At 44.2% G+C, this 22,434-nt stretch carries 12 protein-coding genes; 2 read left to right on the plus strand and 10 right to left on the minus strand.

All coding sequences use genetic code 11. The features are described 5' to 3' along the window. The first annotated feature begins 41 nt into the window (after window positions 1-41). Entirely contained in the window at window positions 42-5,057 is a 5,016-nt protein-coding gene (locus AACV78_RS10400; protein WP_194008491.1) for a PAS domain S-box protein, read from the plus strand. A 142-nt stretch (window positions 5,058-5,199) separates the two neighbouring features. On the opposite strand, the gene AACV78_RS10405 is transcribed toward AACV78_RS10400, so the two are convergent. From AACV78_RS10405 to AACV78_RS10445, 9 genes are all read right to left on the minus strand, one after another. Further along, window positions 5,200-5,367, minus strand: coding sequence for a hypothetical protein (locus AACV78_RS10405; RefSeq protein ID WP_194008492.1), 168 nt, complete (start codon window positions 5,365-5,367; stop codon window positions 5,200-5,202). Further along, window positions 5,364-7,022, minus strand: a complete 1,659-nt coding sequence (locus tag AACV78_RS10410; RefSeq protein ID WP_339383567.1) for a diguanylate cyclase domain-containing protein — start codon at window positions 7,020-7,022, stop codon at window positions 5,364-5,366. The genes AACV78_RS10405 and AACV78_RS10410 overlap by 4 nt, the downstream gene beginning before the upstream one ends. Window positions 7,023-7,147: 125 nt before the next feature. Further along, window positions 7,148-7,603, minus strand: a complete 456-nt coding sequence (locus AACV78_RS10415) for a response regulator (protein WP_194008493.1) — start codon at window positions 7,601-7,603, stop codon at window positions 7,148-7,150. A gap of 638 nt (window positions 7,604-8,241) precedes the next feature. Then, window positions 8,242-10,149, minus strand: a complete 1,908-nt coding sequence (locus AACV78_RS10420) for a PAS domain S-box protein (RefSeq protein ID WP_194008494.1) — start codon at window positions 10,147-10,149, stop codon at window positions 8,242-8,244. Then, on the minus strand, window positions 10,150-12,087 hold the full coding sequence (locus tag AACV78_RS10425) for an ATP-binding response regulator (RefSeq protein ID WP_194008495.1): 1,938 nt from the start codon (window positions 12,085-12,087) through the stop codon (window positions 10,150-10,152). Between the two features lie 375 nt (window positions 12,088-12,462). Next, complete coding sequence (locus tag AACV78_RS10430; RefSeq protein ID WP_194008496.1) at window positions 12,463-15,618, minus strand: PAS domain S-box protein; 3,156 nt, start codon at window positions 15,616-15,618, stop codon at window positions 12,463-12,465. Continuing rightward, window positions 15,615-16,013, minus strand: a complete 399-nt coding sequence (locus tag AACV78_RS10435; RefSeq protein WP_194008497.1) for a response regulator — start codon at window positions 16,011-16,013, stop codon at window positions 15,615-15,617. The genes AACV78_RS10430 and AACV78_RS10435 overlap by 4 nt, the downstream gene beginning before the upstream one ends. Window positions 16,014-16,072: 59 nt before the next feature. Further along, window positions 16,073-18,616, minus strand: a complete 2,544-nt coding sequence (locus AACV78_RS10440) for a CBS domain-containing protein (protein ID WP_194008498.1) — start codon at window positions 18,614-18,616, stop codon at window positions 16,073-16,075. 608 nt (window positions 18,617-19,224) lie between these two features. Beyond that, on the minus strand, window positions 19,225-19,431 hold the full coding sequence (locus AACV78_RS10445) for an ATP-binding protein (RefSeq protein WP_304941013.1): 207 nt from the start codon (window positions 19,429-19,431) through the stop codon (window positions 19,225-19,227). Window positions 19,432-20,789: 1,358 nt separating this feature from the next. Here AACV78_RS10445 and sds point away from each other — a divergent pair. Continuing rightward, on the plus strand, window positions 20,790-21,761 hold the full coding sequence (sds, locus tag AACV78_RS10450) for a solanesyl diphosphate synthase (protein ID WP_194008499.1): 972 nt from the start codon (window positions 20,790-20,792) through the stop codon (window positions 21,759-21,761). A 122-nt stretch (window positions 21,762-21,883) separates the two neighbouring features. Here sds and AACV78_RS10455 read toward each other — a convergent pair whose 3' ends face one another. Continuing rightward, window positions 21,884-22,369, minus strand: coding sequence for a hypothetical protein (locus AACV78_RS10455; RefSeq protein WP_194008500.1), 486 nt, complete (start codon window positions 22,367-22,369; stop codon window positions 21,884-21,886). Window positions 22,370-22,434 lie beyond the last annotated feature (65 nt).

Here is a 22,434-nt window from a genome sequence, read left to right on the forward strand (position 1 = left end):
TCATCCGCTGCTGCATTTTTATTAAATACTAAAAAATAGCAATGAAATCTGTCTGTGAGTCAACTTTAACGCTTGCTACTTTGAAAGTTCTGTTAGTAGAAGACTGTGCAGAAGATGCAGAACTCATTCAAGAATTGCTGTCTGAGTATCGGTTGAGAGGATCGATTGAGACGACGAATGTAGTTCGCCTTCAAGATGCTATAGAAATTTTAAGCTGCGAGATTTTTGATGTAATTTTATTAGACCTCACACTTCCTGACAGCCAAAAGTTCAATACTTTTTTCCGGCTGCAAGATTGCGGGATCAATATTCCGATCGTCATTCTGACAGCCGCCGATGAGGAAGAAATGGCCGTCGAGTTAATTGCAGCAGGTGCACAAGATTATCTGGTAAAAAAACAAGTAAACAGCAGGCTGCTGGTGCGGACGCTGCGTTGCGCGATCGCCCGCGAAAAACGGCAAGCACAATGGCAAAAAAGTCAAGTAAAATACCAGCAACTTGTGGACAATATCAAAGAAGTTGTTTTTGAAACAAATATTGCTGGCGATTGGACTTTTCTGAATCCGGCTTGGACGGAAATTACCGGATTTACCGTTGATGAAAGCTTAGGAAATTCCTGTTTGAGTTACATTCATCCAGACGACCAATTTCAATATTTAAATTTGTCCAGAAGCCTGAGCAAAAATCAAGGAACGTCTTGTTGCTATCAAATTCGATATCTTACCAAAAATGGCGATATTCGGTGGGTAGAAGTGCAGGTTTTTTTGATTTTGGGCCAGGGGGAGGCGCTGGGGACGACAGGAACTATCAACGATATTACCGATAAAGTTTTAGCATTAGAGGAACTCGAAGCTAGTAAAAACTTTTTGAATTATACAATCGATGCAGTTGCCGATCCAATTTTTGTCAAAGATGAACAGCACCGCTGGATACTGTTAAATGATGCTTTTTGCAAGCTGATGGGCAAGCCGCGCGAAGAACTCCTAGGCAAATCGGATTACGACTTTTTCCCAAAAGAAGAAGCTGATTTTTTTTGGGAGAAGGACGAACAAGTTTTTAGGACGGAGGAAGAGAACGAAACTGAGGAACTATTTACGGATGGCGGCGGTGCCGAGCACATTCTGTCTACTAAAAAAACGATATTTGAAAATACCGACGGTCGTAAAATTCTCGTGGGGATAATTCGAGATATTAGTGAAGATAAGCGCAAACAATTAGCTATGCAAGAAAGCGAAGCTAGATTGAAGCAACTTGCAGCCAACTTGCCGGGAATAATTTATCAATTTAGACTTTCAACTGATGGAAAAATGTCTTTTCCTTACATTTCTTCTGGCTGTCGCGATTTATATGAATTGGCACCAGAAGATATTCAGCTAAATCCCGAACTTATTTTCAATTGTGTTCCTCCAGATAACCGGGCAAAAATTTACGAATCAATTGCTGTTTCGGCGGCAAATATCCAGCCCTGGCAGCAGGAATGGTCTGCGATTTTGCCTTCGGGAACAGTTAAGTGGATGCGAGGGGTTTCGAGACCGGAACGAATTGATTTTCCAACAGAAAGAGGGCAGGAAGGGGATATTCTTTGGGAAGGCATGATACTGGATATTACTGATTTAAAACTGGTTGAAGCAGCTTTGCGGGAAACGGAAGCCAGATTTCGATCGCTCGTTGAGAGTATTCCCGGCGCTATCTGCCGCAGTTTGTACGATGCTGATTGGACAATGGTGTTTGTTAGCGATGAAATTCAGGCAATTAGCGGCTATCCGGCTGCGGATTTTACCGACAACAGCCGCTTGAGTTTTGCTAGCATTATCCACGAGGTCGATCGCCCAATGCTTGCAAAACAAATTAGGGCAGCGGTAGAGTCAAAACAGCCGTACCATGTAGAATACCGGATTGTGCGGGCTGACGGGGCCCTGCGGTGGCTGTCGGAAAGAGGCAGACCGACTTACGATCGAGAAGGGTTGGTTTTGTGGTTGGATGGAGCGATTTTTGACATTACCGATCGCAAACAAGCTGAATTGACTCTGTGCTTGGTAACTCAAGCTGTAGACAGCGCTAGCGATGCGATCGCGATCGCCGATTTGAACGGCTGTTCAATTTATCACAATCAAGCATTTATTCAGCGCTACGGCTATACAGTAGAAGAACTAAATAATGCCGGCGGCCCGGGAGCAATGTACAAATCTCAAGAATTGAGAAAGTTATTTAAAGTGCTGCGGAAAGGTTTGTCCTGGAGTAACGAAATTGCACTCAAGGCTAAAAATAGCGAAATTATAGAAGTTTTCTTGCGAGCTGACTGCATTAAAGATAGCGACAATCAGCCCATAGGAATGATGGCAATAATTGCCGATCTCACAGAACTAAAACGCACCGAATCGGCATTAAAACTCAGTCAAGAGCGATTGCAGTTGGCGGTCTCCGGCAGCTCTTTGGGGCTGTGGGATTGGAATATAGCTACTGGCGAAACTTATTTCGACGCACACTGGAAATCAATGCTCGGTTACGCAGAAACTGAAATTGAAAATAACCTCGAAGCTTGGGAAAATTTGCTGCATCCCGAAGACAGGCTGAAGGCAAAGGAATCTTTAAAATCCTGTTTTGAAGGTCGCACCGATATCTATGAAGTTGAATTTCGGCTGCTCAACAAAGCGGGAAATTGGCAGTGGATTCTGGCGATGGGTAAGGTGGTCGAGTACGACGAATGGGGCGGGCCGCTGCGGATGACAGGCGCTCACAAAGATATCAGCGCCCGCGTTGGAGCTGAAGCCGAAAAAACAGAGTTGATAGTATCTCTACAACAACTTGCCGAACAGTTGCAAGCAGCGCAAAAAATTGCCCGCATGGGGAATTGGGAATTTGATATTCAGACACAAACTATTACTTGGTCGGCGGAAGTATTTAGAATTTACGGTCGAGAATTGAATCAGCCGCCGACAATGGAAGAACTTTTAGAGCAAATTCATCCCGATGACAAAGAAAAGTTTACACAAGTTGTGCAAAAGGCAGTGACTGAAGGCATAGCTTACGACATTGACCACCGCATCTATTTTCCATCAGGAGAAATCCGGCACGTTAACGGTAAAGGACGAGCTGTTAAAAATGAGTTTGGTCAAGTGGTGCGACTGTTTGGTACGGAAATGGATATTACCGATCGCAAAAAATCAGAAATTGCTTTGCAACAAAGCGAAAAACGGTTTCGAGCTGTATTTGAACAAGCAGCCGTCGGCATTGTTAAAGTGCGGCCGGACGGTTCTTTTTTGAATGTAAATCCAGGCTTTTGCAATACTGTCGGGTACTCAGCATTGGAACTGCAAGCCCTAAATCTTTGGGAGATTTCGCACCCGGAAGAGATAGCAGCAGATATCGATATGGCAAAAAAACTGTTAGCTGGGGAAATCTTTAATTATTCACTTGAGAAACGCTTTGTACGCAAAGATGGTTCATTGGTTTGGGCGAACGTGACTGTATCTTTAGTGCGGGATGAGTTTGGGGAACCGAATTACGGACTTGCTGTGATTGAAGATATTAGCGATCGCAAACTGGCCGAGTCTATTTTGCGCCAGCAACTAAAGCGAGAACGTTTGGTGGTAGGGATGCTGGAACGCATTCGATCTTCTCTAAATTTAGCCGAAATTTTGACAAAGGCTGTGGCTGAAGTCCGGCAATTTTTGGATACAAACCGGACAATTATTTATCGCTTTAATCCTGACTGGAGCGGTTTTGTAACTGTCGAATCTGTAGGCGAGAATTGGCAACCGCTTCTGGGAAGAACTATTAACGATTCTTGTTTAAAATCCACCAGCTATGCTGCTCACAAAGATAATCGCACTGTAGCGATCGATGATATTTACCAAGCCGGTCTTTCCCAGTGCCACATTGATTTGTTAAGTCAATTTCAGGTGCGAGCTAATTTGGTAGTGCCGATTTTGCAAGGCGAGAACTTGTGGGGATTATTGATTGCTCACGAGTGCGCGGGCCGCCGCCACTGGCTGGAAATTGAGGTGGAGTGTCTCAAACAAATTAGCGTGCAATTGGCGATCGCGATCCAGCAATCGACGCTGTTCGAGCAAGCACAAATTGAAATTGCCGATCGCAAACAAGCCGAGTCAGCTTTGCAGGAATCGGAAGCGCGAGAACGCTTAAAAGCACTAGAGTTGGAAGCAGCAATTAATAAACTTAAAACGACTCAAGCTCAACTCGTTCAAAATGAAAAAATGGTGAGTTTGGGTCAGTTAGTTGCTGGTGTTGCTCACGAAATTAACAACCCCGTCAGCTTCATTCACGGCAATATCAGTCCGGCTAGCGGTTACAGTTTAGATTTACTGGAATTGATTCAAGTTTACCAACAATACTGTCCCAATCCTCCGGCGGAAGTTTTGGATAAAATTGATGCGATCGATTTAGATTATATTGTTGAGGATTTTCCGAAACTGTTTAGTTCGATGCAGGTAGGAACCGAGCGAATTGTAGAGATTGTCAAATCATTGCGTAACTTTTCCCGCTTGGACGAGTCGGCGGGGAAGTCGGTCAACATTCACGAGGGAATTGACAGCACTTTGATGATTTTGCAAAATCGGTTAAAATCTCACAGCAGCCGTCCGGCGATTCAGGTAATTAAACATTATCAGGAACTGCCGCAAGTTGAGTGTTTTCCGGGCGAGTTAAATCAGGTATTTATGAATATTTTGATTAATGCGATCGATGCTTTGGAAGAACGGGACAAAGGGCGGACGATCCAGGAGTGCGATCGGCATCCGGGCACGATCGCGATTCGGACTTATCCGGCTGCTGCCGACTTCGTAGCGGTATCTATTACCGACAACGCCGGGGGGATACCGGAGTCGGTGCGATCGAGGCTGTTTGACCCATTTTTCACGACTAAGCCTGTGGGGAAGGGGACGGGTTTGGGATTGTCGATTTCTCACTCGATTATAGTCGATCGGCACGGCGGTCGCTTGAGCTGTATTTCGACACCGGGAGAAGGATCGGAGTTTGTGATTGAAATTCCAGTGCGATCGAATTTAACTGGTAGGAGTTGTAATTTGGGAAAATAAATTAGGAATTGGCAATAAAAAAGTAGACGATCAATTGCATTTATTGACTTTCCTCGGAATGAAATCATCTGCATTAATCTGTGTTCATCTACCTGTCATGTGGGGTAGATATATCAATCAAAGTATGCAATTCAATTCAATGTTATTCTTCCTTCTTCCCTCTTTTCACCCTGAGCGAAGCCGAAGGCTCTTCTTCCCTCGGACCTCTTCCTTCTTCCTTCTTCCCTCTTCCGACGGACTTACATCCGTTACATCCGTTAAATCCGCTACAAAAGAAGCGGACGTACTTCCTTCTTCCCTCTTCCCTCACATCAAAATCGGCGTAGATTCCGACTTGCTGCTAGCGTGACAAATGCGATTTTTACCTTCAGTTTTAGCTTGAAAAAGGGCGCTGTCAGCGCTGCGAATTAGGGTGTAGGGAGATTCCTGCGAATCAGGCATCGCTGTGGCAATTCCGCAACTGAGGGTAAGATAAGAGCCGATCGGCGATCGCGCGTGAGGCAATTTCAAACTGGCAATATCGTCGCAAATTTTCCGGGCGACAACGTTTGCCCCTTCGGCGCTGGTATTCCGCAGCACTACGGCAAATTCTTCGCCACCGTAGCGGGCGGCAAAATCCCCAGCCCGTTTGGTAGAAGAGGCGATCGCGCTGGCAACTTGGCGCAAACAATCGTCGCCGCCGACGTGGCCGTAAAACTCGTTGTAAAGTTTAAAAAAGTCGATGTCCAACATAATTAAAGAAAGCGGCAGTTCCTCTCTTGTCAATCTGCGCCACTCCAATATCAAAACGCGATCGAACTGGCGGCGGTTGGCAATGCCCGTCAGTCCGTCAGTAGTTGCCAGTTGCTGCAATTTTTGATTGGCTATGGCGAGCTGGCGGTAAAGTTGAGATTGTTCGATCGCGATCGCCACTTGATTTGCTAAGTGCTGTAAAAAATCTATTTCCCACTGCTGCCATTCCCTGATACCGCTGCAATTGTATGCTGTCAGCATTCCCCACAATTTATTGCAATTTTCACTCCTCAAATCCGGCGTATTAGAACCCTGCGCCTGCGGTTGAGCAGCCTGCCACGAGATATAATCTTCCACTGCATCTGGTTTCTTTTCTGCTTCCCAAAAAGTGCCTTCTAGTCTGTTATTTGCCGTTTCCCAGTCGCCCGATTGCCAAATTGGCACGCTTAAAACTGCTGCAATTTCACAATCTGCCAGCAACTCTTTGTAACTGCCAGACAATTCGGCAGCGCTGACATCTGCTATTGCTTGTACCGACTGAGATTCGACCAAAACAAAGCATGACACCGCCAATGCAGCACTAATATTTTGATTTTCAATATAACCTAATGGCAAACCATCACCTGCGGCGATCGCACCTTGTTGCTCTTCCCCGTCGAGTTGAGAAGCCCAATCGTGACAGCGATAAATTAAAACGCGGTCTGTTTTCAGAAATTGGCGCACTTCTGCGACGGTACTTTGAAGAATGCTTGCGGTGTCTATTGACGATCGAATATGTTCGATCATTTGTCCCAACAGCCGCTCCCGGAGAGCTTGTTGTCGCAATTGTTCTTCGACTTGCTGGCGTTCGATCGCGTAATAAATCGCCCGCACCAGCAGAGTTCTGTGAAATCTTCCCTTCACCAAACAATCTTGAGCGCCCGATCGCAATAGCGACAGCGCCGTATTATCATCATTGATATCCGTCAGCACCACCACCGCCACTGTGGGCGATCGGGCTTTCAAAATGGCAATATCCTGCCTTCCCCCCAAGCTGTCTGACACTGACAGATCCAACAGTATTGCATCAAATTTTTCTGCTTCTAGACACGCCAATCCTTTCTCCAGAGACTTAACAGTTTGAAGGCAAAACAAAGACTCGCTGAATGACCCTAAAAGGTCTTCAATCAGCGTCGCATCTGCGAGGTCATCCTCAACCAACAAAATTTTCAGACATTGATGACGTGTTAACACAACTATAGCGTTCGCAGCGGGTTGAATGAAACTTTTTTGTTTTGAAATCTATACTTACCCTGCAATATGTCGGTCTATCAAACGTAGCCTACAATCACACTATCCATATCAACGTCAATTAAAGCTTACAGATCCCGACGCGGGAGCGAAACTATTTCAAACCAATACTTACATAAAGTCTTCATTACTTCAACCAATCCTTCAAAAGTGACTGGTTTGGATATGAAAGAATTAGCACCCAAGGTATAGCAAAGCAAGATATCTCCGCTGCGGTGCGACGTTGTGAGAATCACCACCGGAATTTGTTGTAAATCCGGGTCAGCTCTGATCGAAGTTAGTGTTTCTCGCCCGTCTAGCCTCGGCATATTCAGATCCAAAAGTATCAAGTCTGGCTGGTGCCAATTGCTGATACCAGCATATTCACCGCTACCGTACAAATAGTCTAGCACTTGTTCTCCATTTTCCACAAATTTTATTTTAATTGTTAATCGCACTTCTCGCATTGCTTCCTGCATCAAAAAGCGCGTGTCCTCATCATCGTTGGCTATTAGAAGAGTAAAGCTTTTATTGTTATAATTCACGACTTTACCTCACCACCAAGAAATTTTGTGAAGTAGGGGGACTTGGAGCAGTGTCCGATCGCCTGCAAAGCATCTCTAGTCCTCATCCGGCCAACCAAGCTGAAAAAATTGCAATTGTGTTGCAGCAATTTGAGATTTTGCATAATGCGCCAAGCTTTGCGAATCCGGCTTGTTTCACTTGGCACTCTGTCCGAGAACAGACCAACTGACAAGACATCACAAATGCTAGTCTGCGAATTACTAGGGAAACGACTGCATCCCAAAGCAAGATGCTCGGGATAAATTTGAAATAAACTGACAAGTCTTGCACGCACCGCTGATTGTTAAGTTGTATAAGGATCGAGCTAATATATTGATCGTGATAGATTTTGAACTCGATGTCATCAGTGAATATGCTACTCTTTTACCAGGATTTATGTAAAGACAAGATAAAGTTATTTAAGATTTAAGTAAAACCAGTTTCAAAAAAGTATCGAAATCTAGGCCCGCGATCCAAACCCGGACAGTCCTACCCAATTCCCAATTCCCAAATCTCAAATCTCCAACTCGTACCCTCGCGACTTCTGTTGAGCGTACCCTCGCGAAGCCGAAGTATCTCAAATCTCAAATGGTTGATGACAGCAGGCGGACTCCTGACTTCACTTAGGTACAGGAAAAGAAAAATAAAAAGTCGAGCCTCGACCCGGTTCTGATTCTACCCAAAGGCTTCCACCGTGCCGATCGACAATTCTTTGACAAATCGCTAAACCGATACCAGTTCCAGAATATTCTTTTTGCGCGTGCAAGCGCTGAAAAATCTGAAAAATTCGCGGATAGTGCTCTTCGGCAATACCAATACCGTTGTCCTGCACCGAAAACACCCAGTTATCCCCCTGACGCAAAGCGCCCACCTGTACCACCGGCACCCTGTGGCTGCGGTACTTAAGGGCATTGCCAATTAAATTTTGAAACAGTTGCAGCAGTTGAAAACAGTCACCTGCGATCCTTGGCAAATCGCCCCTAGTTACAGAAGCTTGATTCTGGCGGATCGCCAACTGCAAATTAGCGCAAGCATCCTCAAAAACCAGATTGCAATCAATCAAATCGAAACGTTTCTGACTGCGACCAACCCGCGAATACTCTAGCAAAGCATCAATCAGCACCTGCATCCGCAGGCAAGAATTAACAATATTGTCGAGAAATTTTATTGCTTGGGCATCAAGTTGGTTGTGAAAGCGCTTTTCTAATAGTTTAGCATAGCCGGCAATCGTGCTCAAAGGCGCTTGCAAATCGTGAGAAGCCACGTAAGCAAACTGTTCGAGTTCGGCATTAGAACGAGTTAATTCTTCAGCATAGCGGGTTTGTGTCTCTAAACTCGCTTGGAGCAATTCTTGTACCAGCTTGCGCTCGGAAATATCCTCGATCGCACAAATCAAATACTGCGCCGTCCCCTCAGCATCGCGGATTGTCGAAACAGTAACGTTCGCCCAGCGCACTTCCCCATCTTTGCAGAGCAAACGTTTTTCCAGAGAAAAAGTTTGCATCTCCCCGGACAACAGCAAGCGCACGTATTCCGTGTCAGCTTCGATGTCATCGGGATCAGTAATTGCCCGCCAATGAAGCTGCAACAATTCCGATTCTGTATAGCGGACAATTTGACAAAAGCCGGGATTCACCCGTATAAATTGACCGCACAGCGCAGTTTTCGCTATACCGACAGCCGCTTGCTCGAAGATCGCGCGGAAGCGTTCTTCGCTTTCTCGCAGGGCAATTTCGGCTTTTTTGCGATCGGTTATATTGCGAAATGTTACTGCCAAACCGTCGTTTAATTTGACCGCGACAAGGTGCAGCCAAACACCTGAATTTCGCTCGCATTCGTAATAAAATTCTTGGTCTACAGTTTCTCCTGTTTCTACTACAGAAACGTACAAATTAAATAACCTGCTATTGCGAATTTCGGCAATTTCTACCAACAAATACTTGCCAACTATCTCATTTAATGGCACATCCGAAATTTGTTCAGCAGCACGGTTGACTAACAGCCACAGGAAATCCACAATATTTCCCTGATTGTTGCGGACAGCAGAATAAGCCACCACACCGTCTAAGGAACTATTTAAGATGCTAGCAAGCAGCGATTGCGACTGTTGCAGTTGAGCATTTTGCTCTTTGAGTTGCTGTTGCAGTTTTTGCAAGCTGACTTGCTTGTCGATGCGTGCTAAAACTTCTTCTGTTTGAAATGGTTTGGCAATATAGTCCGCGCCGCCAACTCGAAAAGCCTGTAATTTATCGTTAATATCATCTAGTACGCTTAAAAAAATCACCGGAATTTGTGCGGTTTCCGCTGTCGATTTCAGTCGGCGACAAACTTCATAACCGTTCATTTCCGGCATTCTAATGTCGAGTAAAATTAAATCGGGGCAATGGGCGATCGCAGAATTCAACGCCAGTTGACCGCAAATAGCTCGGTAAACTTGATATCCCTGGGCTGTTAGTAGTTGAGATAAGAACCGCAGATTGCTCGGTTGATCGTCTACCACCAATATTTTAATTGGGCTTTTATCCATTTATTTTAAACTCGATTGAGTTAAATCCATTATCCTGTCTAGCCGATAATCGACAAGCAAATCTTTTAAAGCCTCAGCTAAAGTTGGATGACTTTCAGAAATGCGATCGACAATTTGAATCGCCAGCTCTTCATTAACATCATTAGCTGCGCCGTAGAGTTCCTGCACCCAACTTCCAGGCATCTGGGCCAGCAGCGGCAGGAAAAATGAATCGGGTTTTTCGCTGACAAAATAACGCCGCCAAGCCCCCGCTTCCAGTCGGGGCAACTCTTGATAGATATAGCGCACTCCCAAGTAGCAAGCCATCTTATCAAAAAGGATTTGTTCTTGAAAAGGTTTCCGCACAAAATCGTCGCAACCTGCGGCAATAATTTCGCCTTTTCTTTCCTCAAAAGTGCTAGCAGTCAAAGCAATAATTACAGTTCGCGGTTTAGTTGCTTCCTCTTTAGCTCTAATTTGTTTGACAGCTTCAAAACCGTCCATTACTGGCATTCGCGTATCCAGCCAAATTAAATCCGGCTGCCAACTTTCCCAAAGTTCAACAGCTTGGAAGCCGTTTTCGGCTTCTCGGACTTCAAAACCAATTGGTTGCAGTATTTTTACCAGCAGCAGCCTATTTTCTTGATTGTCGTCAACTGCTAAAATCCGATAAACTGGTCTATCTGGTTCCACTCCGATTACCCGCTGCAAAGTCGCGACTGTTATTTCCGACGAAATAGCAGCAAATACTCGGATGTTGAATTTAAAACTGGTTCCCTTGCCTAAAACACTTTCTACCCCAATCTCTCCGCCCATTATTTCTACAAATTTTTTAGTAATTGTCAAACCCAATCCCGTACCGTCAACTGCTTGTTTGCCAGCTTCTGTTTGCACGAAAGCATCAAATAAAGTATCAATTTCTGCTGCTGCTATGCCAACTCCCGTATCTTCTACTTCAAATAAAATTAAATATTGTTCGGCGCTGCTAGAACTAGGAGAAATTTCTGATGCTGCGGGATGCTGCTTGTCTTCCACCCTCGCTCGCAGCCAAATGCTGCCGCCGTTTTCCGTAAATTTCATGGCATTTCCCAACAGATTGATCAAGCAGACGCGCAGCTTTTTTTCGTCAGTTTTTATATATTGGGGAACATCGGTCTCCACGGAAAATCTCAGTTGCAAATTTTTGGTTTCAGCTTTGATTTGAAACATATCTTCGAGAGTGTCGAGGAGTTGATAAAGGTCAAAGCTGCGTTCGTCTAAGCCAATTATCCCGGCTTCTATTTTCGACAAGTCTAAAACATCGTTAATTAGTTCCAGCAAATGTTGACCGCTGCGGTTAATAATTCGGAGATTTTCGAGATTTTCGTGGCTCAGTAAAGAGTCGCGGCTCATGACTTGGGTGAAACCCAGGATGGCATTCAGGGGAGTCCGCAATTCGTGGTTCATGTTGGCAACAAATTGACTTTTTGCTAGGGATGCAGCGGCTGCGGCTTCTTCGGCTTTTTTGCGTTCTATTATTTCTTGTTGGAGTTCGGTATTGCGATCGAGCAATTGTCTTTTCAGTCTTTGGATGGTCAGTTGGTGTTCGATTCGCGCTAAAACTTCTGCGATATGAAACGGTTTTGTGATGTAATCTACCCCTCCAACTTGAAAGGCGGTTACTTTGTCCAATACTTCATCTAAAGCGCTGATAAAAATAACGGGAATTTCTGCTGTCTTCGGATCGGCTTTGAGCTGCGTGCAAACTTCGTAGCCGTCCATTTCCGGCATTTTAATGTCGAGCAAAATCAAATCTGGAGAACCCGATCGCGCGGCTCTAATTGCCATTTTGCCGTTAATTACGCCCCGGACTTTGTACCCCCGATCCGACAGGGTAGCTGATAAAACTTGCAAATTTTCTGGAGTGTCATCAACAATTAATATGTTGCCTTTATTCTCTTCTGTTTGATTTCCGATCATTGATGCTATTTGTTGTTAAATTTAAAATTACTGAAATTATGAAAATAGATTAAATTGTTATTGTAGCACTCGCTCGTGAACCAAGGACTTTCATGTTTACAAAACTTAGGAATACCCACCCCAAGAATTGGGTTTTTATAAGCGGATAGGACTAAGGTTAAAAAGTAGTTGGACGCGCCAATTATAGCGATAAATTGCGACCGGACAAACCATACATAATTAGGTTCTACGTCCCAGACTTAAATAGTCGATCGACCTAAATCATCAATCATCCCTAACCCGCCTCTGTCCCCTGGAACCTCGAACTTCAACTGACCTCCGTTAAATCTGTTACATCCGTTATATCCCGTACATTGTTCGTTTGTCTAACTTCCTTCAAAGATTTCTAAACTCCTCAATCAAATCAATAATCCGATCGCACCGGAAGTTATTCGCCAAATCGGCGATCGCCCTGCTGAAACCAAGATTAATCCCAGGAATCGACGACAGCAGCCGAAAAATCTCCTCGTTATCAACCGCATCCGCCGCAGCGTACAATTCATCAACCCATTGGGTCGGCATCCCTTCAAACAACGAAGCATTCAGCGTAAAAGGTACATCAGCAGTTTCAGACGCCCAAACGTCACCGGGTGCGACAGCATCCGAACTCGGCGCAGCTTCTCGATCGTAAACATAGCGAACTCCCAGATACTTAGCCATCTTTTCCAGAATCACTTGCTCCCGAAAAGGCTTTGCCACAAAATCATCGCAACCAGCAGATAAAATCATCGATCGCTCCTCATCAAAAGCACTCGCCGTCAGAGCAATAATCACCGTTGCTTGACCTTTCAAATGCGCTTTAATTTGTTTGGTAGCTTCGTAGCCGTCCATCACCGGCATCCGCATATCCATCCAAATCAAATGAGGTTCCCAACTCGACCACACCGACACAGCTTCAACCCCATTTTCAGCGTCCCGCACCGCAAAACCAAGCGATGCCAGCATTCTGACTAACAGCAAGCGGCTTTCCAGGCGATCGTCAACAGCTAAAATCCGATATTCCGGCTGTCCCGGTTCCAGCCCCACAACCAAACGCGCTGTTTCAGCAACCTGAATTTCCACTGCATTTGGTAGCGAAACTTTAACATCAAATCTAAAAATACTGCCGTTACCGACACTGCTTGTCACCGTCATTTTTCCTCCCATTAACTGCACGAACTGTTGGCTGATCGGCAAGCCTAAACCAGTTCCTTCTTGAGCTTTTCTACCGCTTTCTGTTTGCACAAAAGGTTTAAACAAATTATCCATTTCTTGAGCCGAAATTCCAGCACCCGTGTCTTCAACTTCAAATTGCAAGCAGCAATTGTCACTCGACGGAATCTCTCCGCGATTTTTGTTTGACAGCAGCTCATGTTTAACCCTCAAATTAACACCGCCTTCCGCCGTAAACTTGATCGCATTTCCCACCATATTAATCAATACTTGGCGCAACTTGCTTTCATCTGTTTCTACATATTGAGGTAAGTCTGGAGTCGAATCAAAAATTAACTGCAACCTTTTTTTTTCGGCGGGCAGCTTCAGCATCTCTTCAGTGTTTTTTAACATTCTGTGCAAATCAAAGGTGCTGTTATTAACTGTCACCAGCCCGACTTCAATTTTTGACATTTGCAAAATATTGTTGATCAGATCGAGCAAATGTTCCCCGCTGCGGCTAATAATTTCTAAGTATTGCTTTTGGTCGGCATCGAGGACTTCCGCACGGGCAAGCAGTTGGGTGAAACCGAGAATTGCGTTGAGGGGAGTTCGCAATTCGTGGCTCATATTCGAGAGGAATTCGCTTTTTGCCCTGTTGGCTCTGTCGGCTTCTTCTTTGGCTTTTTTCAGGGCTGTTTCTGCTTGTTTGCGCTCAGTAATGTCGCTGGCTGTTCCTGTTGTACCGCTGATATTTCCGTCTGCGTCCAATCGCGCGATCGCCTTCGTGTTGACATCGATCGCTCGCCTATCTTTTCCTATTACTATACTTTCGTACTGAAACACATCATCTCCCGTCAACAAGCGCTGCTGCAGTTCCCTGTTCCAGTCTATTTGTCCGGGGGCTAAAAAATCGCCAAAAGAACATCCGAGCATTTCTTCAGCTTCGTAACCGTAGATTTGTTTGACTGCTTGGTTCACAAAAGTAATGTGTCCTTGGGCATCGCAAGACCAGATAATATCTTGGGAAGTTTCAACTAAATGGCGGTATTTTTCTTCGCTCTCTGCTAGAGCTCTTTCTGCCAGCTTGCGGGCAGTAATGTCCATCAAAGTTGTGAAGAGTTTTATCAGTTGCCCTTGTTCGTTGACCACTGGTTCTCCTCTGGATTCGATGTAGCGGATGAAGCCGCCCTCACTTGTTTCTGACGGGAAATTATCCGCACCAATTGTCGCTTCAGGCCGCACAATTCTAAATTCCAGACTGTAGCATTGTCCGCTAGCAATAGCAGCGTCGATCGTTGTTTGCCATTTTTGTCGATCGTCTGGATGCACGTATTGCGAAAACTCAGCTACTGTTGGCGCAGCCCGGGTTGAATCGAGACCAAAAACTTGAGATAATTCTTCCGACCAAGTAGTTGTATTAGCAGAGAAATCGCATTCCCAATTGCCGAGGCGGGCAATTCTTTGCGCTGCTGCTAAAGAAGCCGCTAAAGCGCGGAGTTTTTCTTCTGCCAATTTGCGATCGCTAATATCTTGAATCACAGAAATCACGCAAGTTTCGCCATGAATTTCAATGATTTCAGCAGACAGCAGTCCGGTTCTGAGTTCCCCAGTTTTAGTGTACCAATCAAATTCGTAGTTGCGAACAATTTGTTGTTCCCCTAACATTTCAAACAACTTTGACCGGGATTCTATACTTTTCCAAATATTAAAATCGAGCGCCGTGCGATCTAGAATCTCTGCTGCTGAATAACCGATAGTCTGGCAAAATGCCTCATTAATTTCTAAATAACTACCATCTTGAAATCGGGTAATAGTAATCGGGTTAGGAGAAGAACGAAAAGCTTTAGCAAACTTTTCCTCAGACAATCGCAGTTGTGCAGTCCGTTCCTCCACTAAAGTTTCCAATTCTTGATTCAGCGTTTGGAGTTGAGCATTTTGTTCCGCTAATTGCTTCTCCATAAAATAGCTATTGACCGCTTCTTTTACGGTCAACTTCAAATCTTCTGACTGCCAAGGCTTCGATATATAGCGGTACAACTTAGCATATTTAATAGTATTCGCCACTGCTTCGAGGTCTGCTTGTCCCGTCAGCATAATTTTGATAGTTTTGGGCAAAATTTTGTGAATTTGCTTCAGTAATTCGTCCCCTTTAATATTCGGCATCAGATAGTCCGAAATTACTGCGACAATTTCGCTGCCATCTGCCAGCAATTCATCTATTAACTCTAAAGCATCTTCGCCCCCTTCAGCAATTTCTAATAAATGTTCTTCTCCCAGAGCTTTTTTTAACTCGATTTTCAAACTTTCAAGAATTATCGGTTCGTCATCCACGCAAATAATCACAGGTTTATTGTTCATATTTTTGCCAAACCAGATTTTATAGTTTCTACTAATTCTTGGCCATCCCACGGCTTATACAAACATCGGTGCAAGTTTGCTTGCTTTTTTACCCGTTCTATTGCAACTTCGTCGGCTTGACCTGTCAGCATAACTTTCACAATCTTGGGATATTTTTGGTGAACTTGGATTAAAAATTCATCTCCTTTAATACCGGGCATTAACCAGTCCGATACTATGACCAAAATATCGCTTTCATCTTCTTCTCTAAGTTCCTCAATAATTTCCATAGCTTCATCGGCATTTTCTGCTACCTCATAGAGGTAAGCATCGCCAAATTCTTTTTTAAGCTGAATTTTTAAACTATTTAAAACCACAATTTCATCGTCAACGCACAGAATTACTGGTTTGGACATAAAATTTTACTCATCTTTGAATTTTAAATTGGGAGGGAGATTGCGCCGAATTTTTAATTTCACTCAGTGATTTCGACGGGCAAAGACACAGTAAACTTGGTTTGACCTGGCACGCTTTCTACTTGCAGTTTACCTTGGTGTTTTTCAATAATTTTGTGAACTATATCCAATCCCAAGCCACTGCCTTCTCCAGCAGATTTAGTCGTAAAAAAAGGCTCAAAAATTCTTGGCATAATCTCAGGAGGAATGCCTTTGCCACTGTCGGTAATACTGACAAAAATTGTGTTATTTTGGTGTTTTACATCAATTTTTAAAATTCCTTTGTTGCCCATCGCTTGTAAAGCATTGTGAAGCAAATTTGTCCACACTTGATTTAGTTCATCAGCATAGCATAGCACAAAGGGCAAATCAGTACCATAGTTTTTTACTACTTCTACACCGTGTTTGATTTGGTAGTGGTAAAGCGTTAAAACGGTATCAATGCCGTCAGTAATATTTACGATCGCCTTGGAGCCAGACTGGTCGTAACGAGAGTAGCTTTTTAAAGCAAAAACAATTTTTGCAGCCCTATCTGTCGCAGTAGCAATATTTTTAGTGCTTTTTTGTACCGTAGCGAATTCGTAGGCAATTTGTAAAATATTGAGATTTTTGGGGTCTTTCAACAAAGGTAAAAAAGGTTCTACGTTATTGCAGATACCAATATCTAACAATGTACAGGCAAGGCTATCTGCGTTGTCAATTGCTTCTGATTCTAATTGCCGCTGCACAAGTTTTTTCAACTGACGTTTTTCTTTACTAGATAACCTATCTGTTTCCTCGCTTGATTTATGCAGTAGGGCAAAGAAATCCTGCTGCCGTTCCGGGGATAGTTGCTGAAAAAATATCGGCAAATGCTGCAATTGTCTGCCCCAGAAGTCGGCGATGTTCTGCACAGAGGAGCGAATCGCCCCCAAGGGAGAATTGATTTCGTGGGCAACTCCGGCAATTAACTGTCCGAGGGCTGCCATTTTTTCTGATTGAATCAGTTCTTGCTGAGTGCGCTTTAGTTCTTGCAGCGTATGAGCTAATTCCGCATTTTTTTTGTGCAGCGCCGACTCTGCTAGTTTGCGGTCGCTGATGTTACGAGCAACCCAAATCACAGCATTTTTCGAGAACAAAGAAATGCAGGCAGAAAACCAAATTTCGCGATCGGCTACTGTTAAGCTATAGTCGAAATTGATGGTTTTTTGCGTTTCTAATACTTGCTTAACTAACTTCCACCAATCATCTGGGTTGTCTTCATCAAAAAAATGTTCTATAGTCAAGCTGACTGTATCGCAATCAGGATCGGAAAAGGCTGCTGTATTGGTAGGCAAAACTTCTATGTTGCCCTGAATGTCGAGTACGAGAACGATATCTGTCATGGCTTCAAAAATTCCGCGAACTTTGGTTTCAGAAAAATATAACTTTTCTTCTAGCAATTTGCGTTCGCTAATTTTTTGCTGCAATTCTTCGTTGCTAGCAGCTAGTTGAACAGTGCGCTCTTGCACTCGCTGTTCTAGTTCGGTGTTCAGGCGTCGGACTTCCTCTTCTGCTGTGGCGCGGTCTTGTATTTCCTGCTTTAACTGACTGTTAGCGTTAATTAGTTCTAAAGTTCGCTGTTGAATTTGTTCTTCTAAATTTTCATTTAAAAGTCGCAGTTGTTCCTCTACTTCGCTTCTCAGAACAGCTTCTTTTTGCAATTGTTCGTTCACTTCTTTTAACTCCTGAATTTTATTGGTTACTGTTTCTTGTAAAAGCTCGATATTGTGCATTTCTACCGGATCTAAAACCTGCAGCAGCGTACTTTGGGTCACAATTCCGGCTAAATATCCTGCTTCGTTCACCACCACCAAACGCCGGATGCGGTGCTGCTGCATGAACTGGTGAGCTTGCCACAATGTGGCTTTTATCTGCAAAAGTATCAGAGGAAAACTCATGACGGTGGCGGCATTCGTGCTGGCAAAATCAAGTTCGGCAGCTTGGAATTTAACAATGTCGCGTTCTGTGATTATGCCGACAGGTTTTTGAGTTTTGTTGTCGCATTCACTGCAAATGACTATGCAGCTTTTGCGCTGGGTTGCCATCTGTTTTGCGATTTCTAAAACTGGGGTTTTAGTTGAGGAAACTATTACTTCGGCGGTCATAATTTCTTGGGCGCGCCGCATTTGCAGTAAGTCGCCCGGTTTCAGGATTTGACGGATGCTTTCTCCGGTGATGACTCCGAGCAAGTTTCCGCCTGCGTCTGTGAGGGGCAAGTGACGGATTTTTGCCGATCGCAATATGCCCAATACCTTGAAGATATTCTCAGCTATATCGATGGAAATGGCGATCGGATTTTGCGTCATTACCTCAGAAATTGTCAGCCCTGCTAGGGGTATTTCGCTAGCAGTTATTTGGACAACATCGCGCTCAGTCAAAATCCCGATCGGTTGCCGCTCAAACGCGATTAAAACGCAACTGGCGCTCGCCTCAGTCATGGCGGCGATCGCAACTTTCAAGGGTGTGTCTGGAGGCAGCACAGGCGGTTTGAGGTCGATCGCCTGTTCGAGCAAGTGTTGGTTATCATAAATTGTGGTTGACATAAGCAAATTAAGGGGTAGAAATGGAAGTATAATCTGCAATTAAGACACTATAATAATTAAATATTTCCTTTATTTATTACCTCCCTCTCTGAATCGTGAAAGTTGATCTATCGGCGGTTGATGCAGCAAAATTATAAAGCTTACGTTATTCTGAACCGACAATTAATACTATTTTAAATTTGACATTTTACAGTGTCAAGATCCCGAACGCGAGCGAAGTTTAACATCCGTCTAATATCATTTTTGATTTGATACTTTCCATTAAAAAAAATAACAATTATAAATCACCGATCGCATAACGGTTTAGAAAGTGCCCCTAAATTTGTATTTTTTTTAAGCCGCCCAAAAATGGATACCGTGCCACGCAATCCTGTCATATAAATTCCGGTTGCACTCATACATGATGTTAACAGTTAACTGTTAATTTACTATTCTGATGAAGAGAGAATTTGATATCATCTAGAGCCAAAACATTGAGACTCCTGTATTTGCTCCGGCGATTCACGGCACTGCAAGTAAATCTCAAAATCTCAACTCTAAAATCGAATGATATCCGTCTAAAGTTGCATTTTTGGTCGTGCATCATATAATTTCGGGTGCAAAGCGGGCTAAATGGCGATCGAAATTGACACAGTAAACGTCCTTTGACCGATCGCCGATCTTACTTCTATCTTAGCCGAATGTTTTTCGACAACTTTCTTAACAATATCTAATCCCCAGCCAGTGCCTTCGCCAGCGGGTTTTGTGGTAAAAAACGGGTCAAATATGCGCGGCAAAACCTCCGGCCCAATTCCCTTGCTGCGAATATTTGACAATAACGAACATCCTCTGATTTTAAGCTCTCAGCTATATGCTGAAAACTCCACAATTGTCCATCGCTTGTAAAGCATTGTGAATCAGATTTATCCAAACTTGATTTAGTGTAGCCGCTGATATGTGTCTGCAGCGATCGCCCCAAATATTCTGATACTTGCCTGTTACCGCTAAGCCACGAGCTTCATCAATTCTTCATAAATCTAAAATCGAAAATCTTTAATCTTTAATCTAAAATGGTATAACCCTGCCTTTGCGAGCTAGCATTCAAGGCAAGGTTATTATCAAGTATTCGGAATTCAGAGCTAGTAGCCCATTGCTCGGAACGCGGATTCGGCTGCCGAGCAGTGCGTTACTCGCCCAATCGAGTTATTTTAGAGCTGCGTTCGACCAACATCAGGACTACATAAATAGTCATGACATAACCGGCGGCCAGAACGGGAATAATTAGAGGAATATCGCGATAAGTCATAATGATAACCAAAAGTCAAGGACGAGGAGGAGAAGGATAAGTTCAATACCTACGACATTAAGTCAGCACCCAAGGCAATAACTTGGTTCTGAAGGCTGCTTTTCCATATCAAGGCTGGGGGAACATTTAGGCGTTCCCGGTCAGTGGATTTTAGATTTTAGGTTTTAGATTAAAGATTTACTCGCAGATGAATCACTGGAGCAGGCACTAGCCTCTAAAATGTTCGATCTCTCTACGACTGTTGTCGATTTTAGATTTTAGGTTTTAGATTAAAGATTTACTCGCAGATGAATCACTGGAGCAGGCACTAGCCTCTAAAATGTTCGATCTCTCCACGACTGTTGTCGGTGGCTTCCGTTTTTCGGCGGGGTCAATAATGATTTACTGCTTTACAGGTGCTTAAACAACGTAAAACCATCCACTTTAGCTACTTTGAGCTACCGCGCACATAAGATACGCTAGTCTTAACTTCTGAAAATTTTTAGTCCCAAGGAACTAAAAATCTGTCCCAGAAATTTTTGCTGCGATCTGACTAATAAGGCTGGTTATACGAAATTCTTACAGGCACCTGCAAGCTACCTGCCAGCCTGGATCAATCACAGCCTGTACTTAATGTATAGAATTGTTTAAATCCTTAATACCCATAATAACACAGGGTTTCTGGGATTTACAGATTTTTCGACAAGATACTTAACAATTCGTTACAATAGGGGTAACGGCTCTGGCAGCAGGCTACTGGCTGGAGGTAGTCGGGTGACTTCGATCGGGCTACCGATCGCAAATCAGTGGCGATCGCCAAAATTTCTCTTCCCTGTTGCAAAGAATTACCTTAAAATAAAGATATGATATGTAAAATTTTGTTACTTTACGGCTTGAGTCGGCGTATCCATGATCTCTAGCACTGTCCTATTTTCCTCGGTTGAAGAAGACCTGCGACTGTTGACAGAAAACTTAAAACAGTTAGTGGGTGCCCGTCATCCCATCTTGTACGCGGCTGCAGAATACTTATTCGGCACAAAGGGAAAACGGGTAAGACCCGCAATAGTCTTGTTGATGGCCAAGGCGACTATGCCCGATGGTGCCATCACAGAAAAACACCGCCGCCTCGCGGAAATCACCGAAATGATTCACACGGCCAGTCTAGTTCACGACGACGTGGTAGACGAGTCGGACTTGCGGCGGGGAGTACCGACGGTACACAGTCGGTTTAACAACCGAGTGGCAGTATTGGCGGGAGATTTTCTGTTCGCTCAATCTTCGTGGCATTTGGCAAATCTGGACAACCTGCCAGTAGTCAAACTGCTTTCGGAAGTGATTATGGATTTAGCAGAGGGGGAAATTCAACAGGGACTAAATGGATTTGACACCAGTTTGTCTATCGAAGCGTACCTCGAAAAAAGTTACTACAAAACAGCATCTTTAATTGCCAACAGTTCCAAAGCAGCGGGATGTTTGAGCGAAGTTTCACCGGAAATAGCAGAAGATTTGTATAACTACGGTCGCCACATTGGTTTGGCATTCCAAATAGTAGATGATATATTAGATTTCACCGCTTCAACGGAAACTTTGGGGAAACCTGCAGGCTCGGATCTGATCGGCGGAAATCTGACAGCGCCAGCGCTATTTGCCCTAGAAGAAAAGCCTTATTTGGAAGTTCTCATAGAACGCGAGTTCGCTCAAGAAGGAGATATAGAACAGGCTTTGGCATTGGTAGCAGATTCTCAAGGCATAGTGCGATCGCGAGAACTAGCAACAAATCACGCGCAGAAAGCTGTCGAATACTTGGCAGCGCTGCCCCATTCAGAGTCCCGCCAAGCTTTGATAGATTTAGCAGATTACGTTTTGAGCCGACTTTATTAGCAGGAAGAAGGAAGAAGGAAGAAGGAAGAAGGGAGAAGGAACTGGGTATTAGTTACCAGCTTGGGGCTGCCAATTCCCAAGTCCCAATTCCCAATTCCTAACTCCCAATTTCCCATTGCCAACTATGCGATATCCGGGGGCAGATTGCTAGAATTTGACTGTAAAGCCGATCGGTACTGTTGCAAATAAACGCTAATTAATTCCTGCACTTGCGGGCGAGGGATTTCTGTCCCGACTTCCTGATTACCGGGATTTTCAAAAAAAACAATGCTGTCTAGACCTTCGAGGGCGATCATCTGAAATAAAATGTGAGTAACAGGCAAACACACGGGCCTGACGCGATCGCCCCCAGCCGCCGCTGCGGAGGACGCATCTTCAAGAGTGGGAAAAGCATAAATCACCTTTTTTTCCCGTCCCGGTTGCTTGAGATTGCTCAAAACCACGATCGCCCAACTTTCGTCTACCGCTTGCAGGATAGAGTATTCCAGGTGCTGTAGCTGTTGGGCAATTAAAATCAGCGCCGGGGCGATCGCCTTTAAAATTTGTGGTGTCGAACCGTCGGGCGGAGCTTTGTCGATCAGTGCTTCAATCTGTTGGTCTAAATCCATCAGTCAGTTAATTAGAAATTTGAGTTTCAAATTTTTAGGGTAACAGGTGCAGGTTAAAGTAGGTA

This window comes from Tychonema sp. LEGE 07196 (genome assembly GCF_963890365.1).
Lineage (GTDB): Bacteria > Cyanobacteriota > Cyanobacteriia > Cyanobacteriales > Microcoleaceae > Microcoleus.

What these genes read in the sequence shown, in the direction of transcription:
- AACV78_RS10420 (WP_194008494.1), bottom strand. Translation starts at nt 10,149, where the DNA reads ATGGATAAAAGCCCAATTAAAATATTGGTGGTAGACGATCAACCGAGC.
- AACV78_RS10430 (WP_194008496.1), bottom strand. Translation starts at nt 15,618, where the DNA reads ATGAACAATAAACCTGTGATTATTTGCGTGGATGACGAACCGATAATT.
- AACV78_RS10440 (WP_194008498.1), bottom strand. Translation starts at nt 18,616, where the DNA reads ATGTCAACCACAATTTATGATAACCAACACTTGCTCGAACAGGCGATC.
- sds (WP_194008499.1), top strand. Translation starts at nt 20,790, where the DNA reads ATGATCTCTAGCACTGTCCTATTTTCCTCGGTTGAAGAAGACCTGCGA.
- AACV78_RS10435 (WP_194008497.1), bottom strand. Translation starts at nt 16,013, where the DNA reads ATGTCCAAACCAGTAATTCTGTGCGTTGACGATGAAATTGTGGTTTTA.
- AACV78_RS10455 (WP_194008500.1), bottom strand. Translation starts at nt 22,369, where the DNA reads ATGGATTTAGACCAACAGATTGAAGCACTGATCGACAAAGCTCCGCCC.
- AACV78_RS10400 (WP_194008491.1), top strand. Translation starts at nt 42, where the DNA reads ATGAAATCTGTCTGTGAGTCAACTTTAACGCTTGCTACTTTGAAAGTT.
- AACV78_RS10425 (WP_194008495.1), bottom strand. Translation starts at nt 12,087, where the DNA reads ATGATCGGAAATCAAACAGAAGAGAATAAAGGCAACATATTAATTGTT.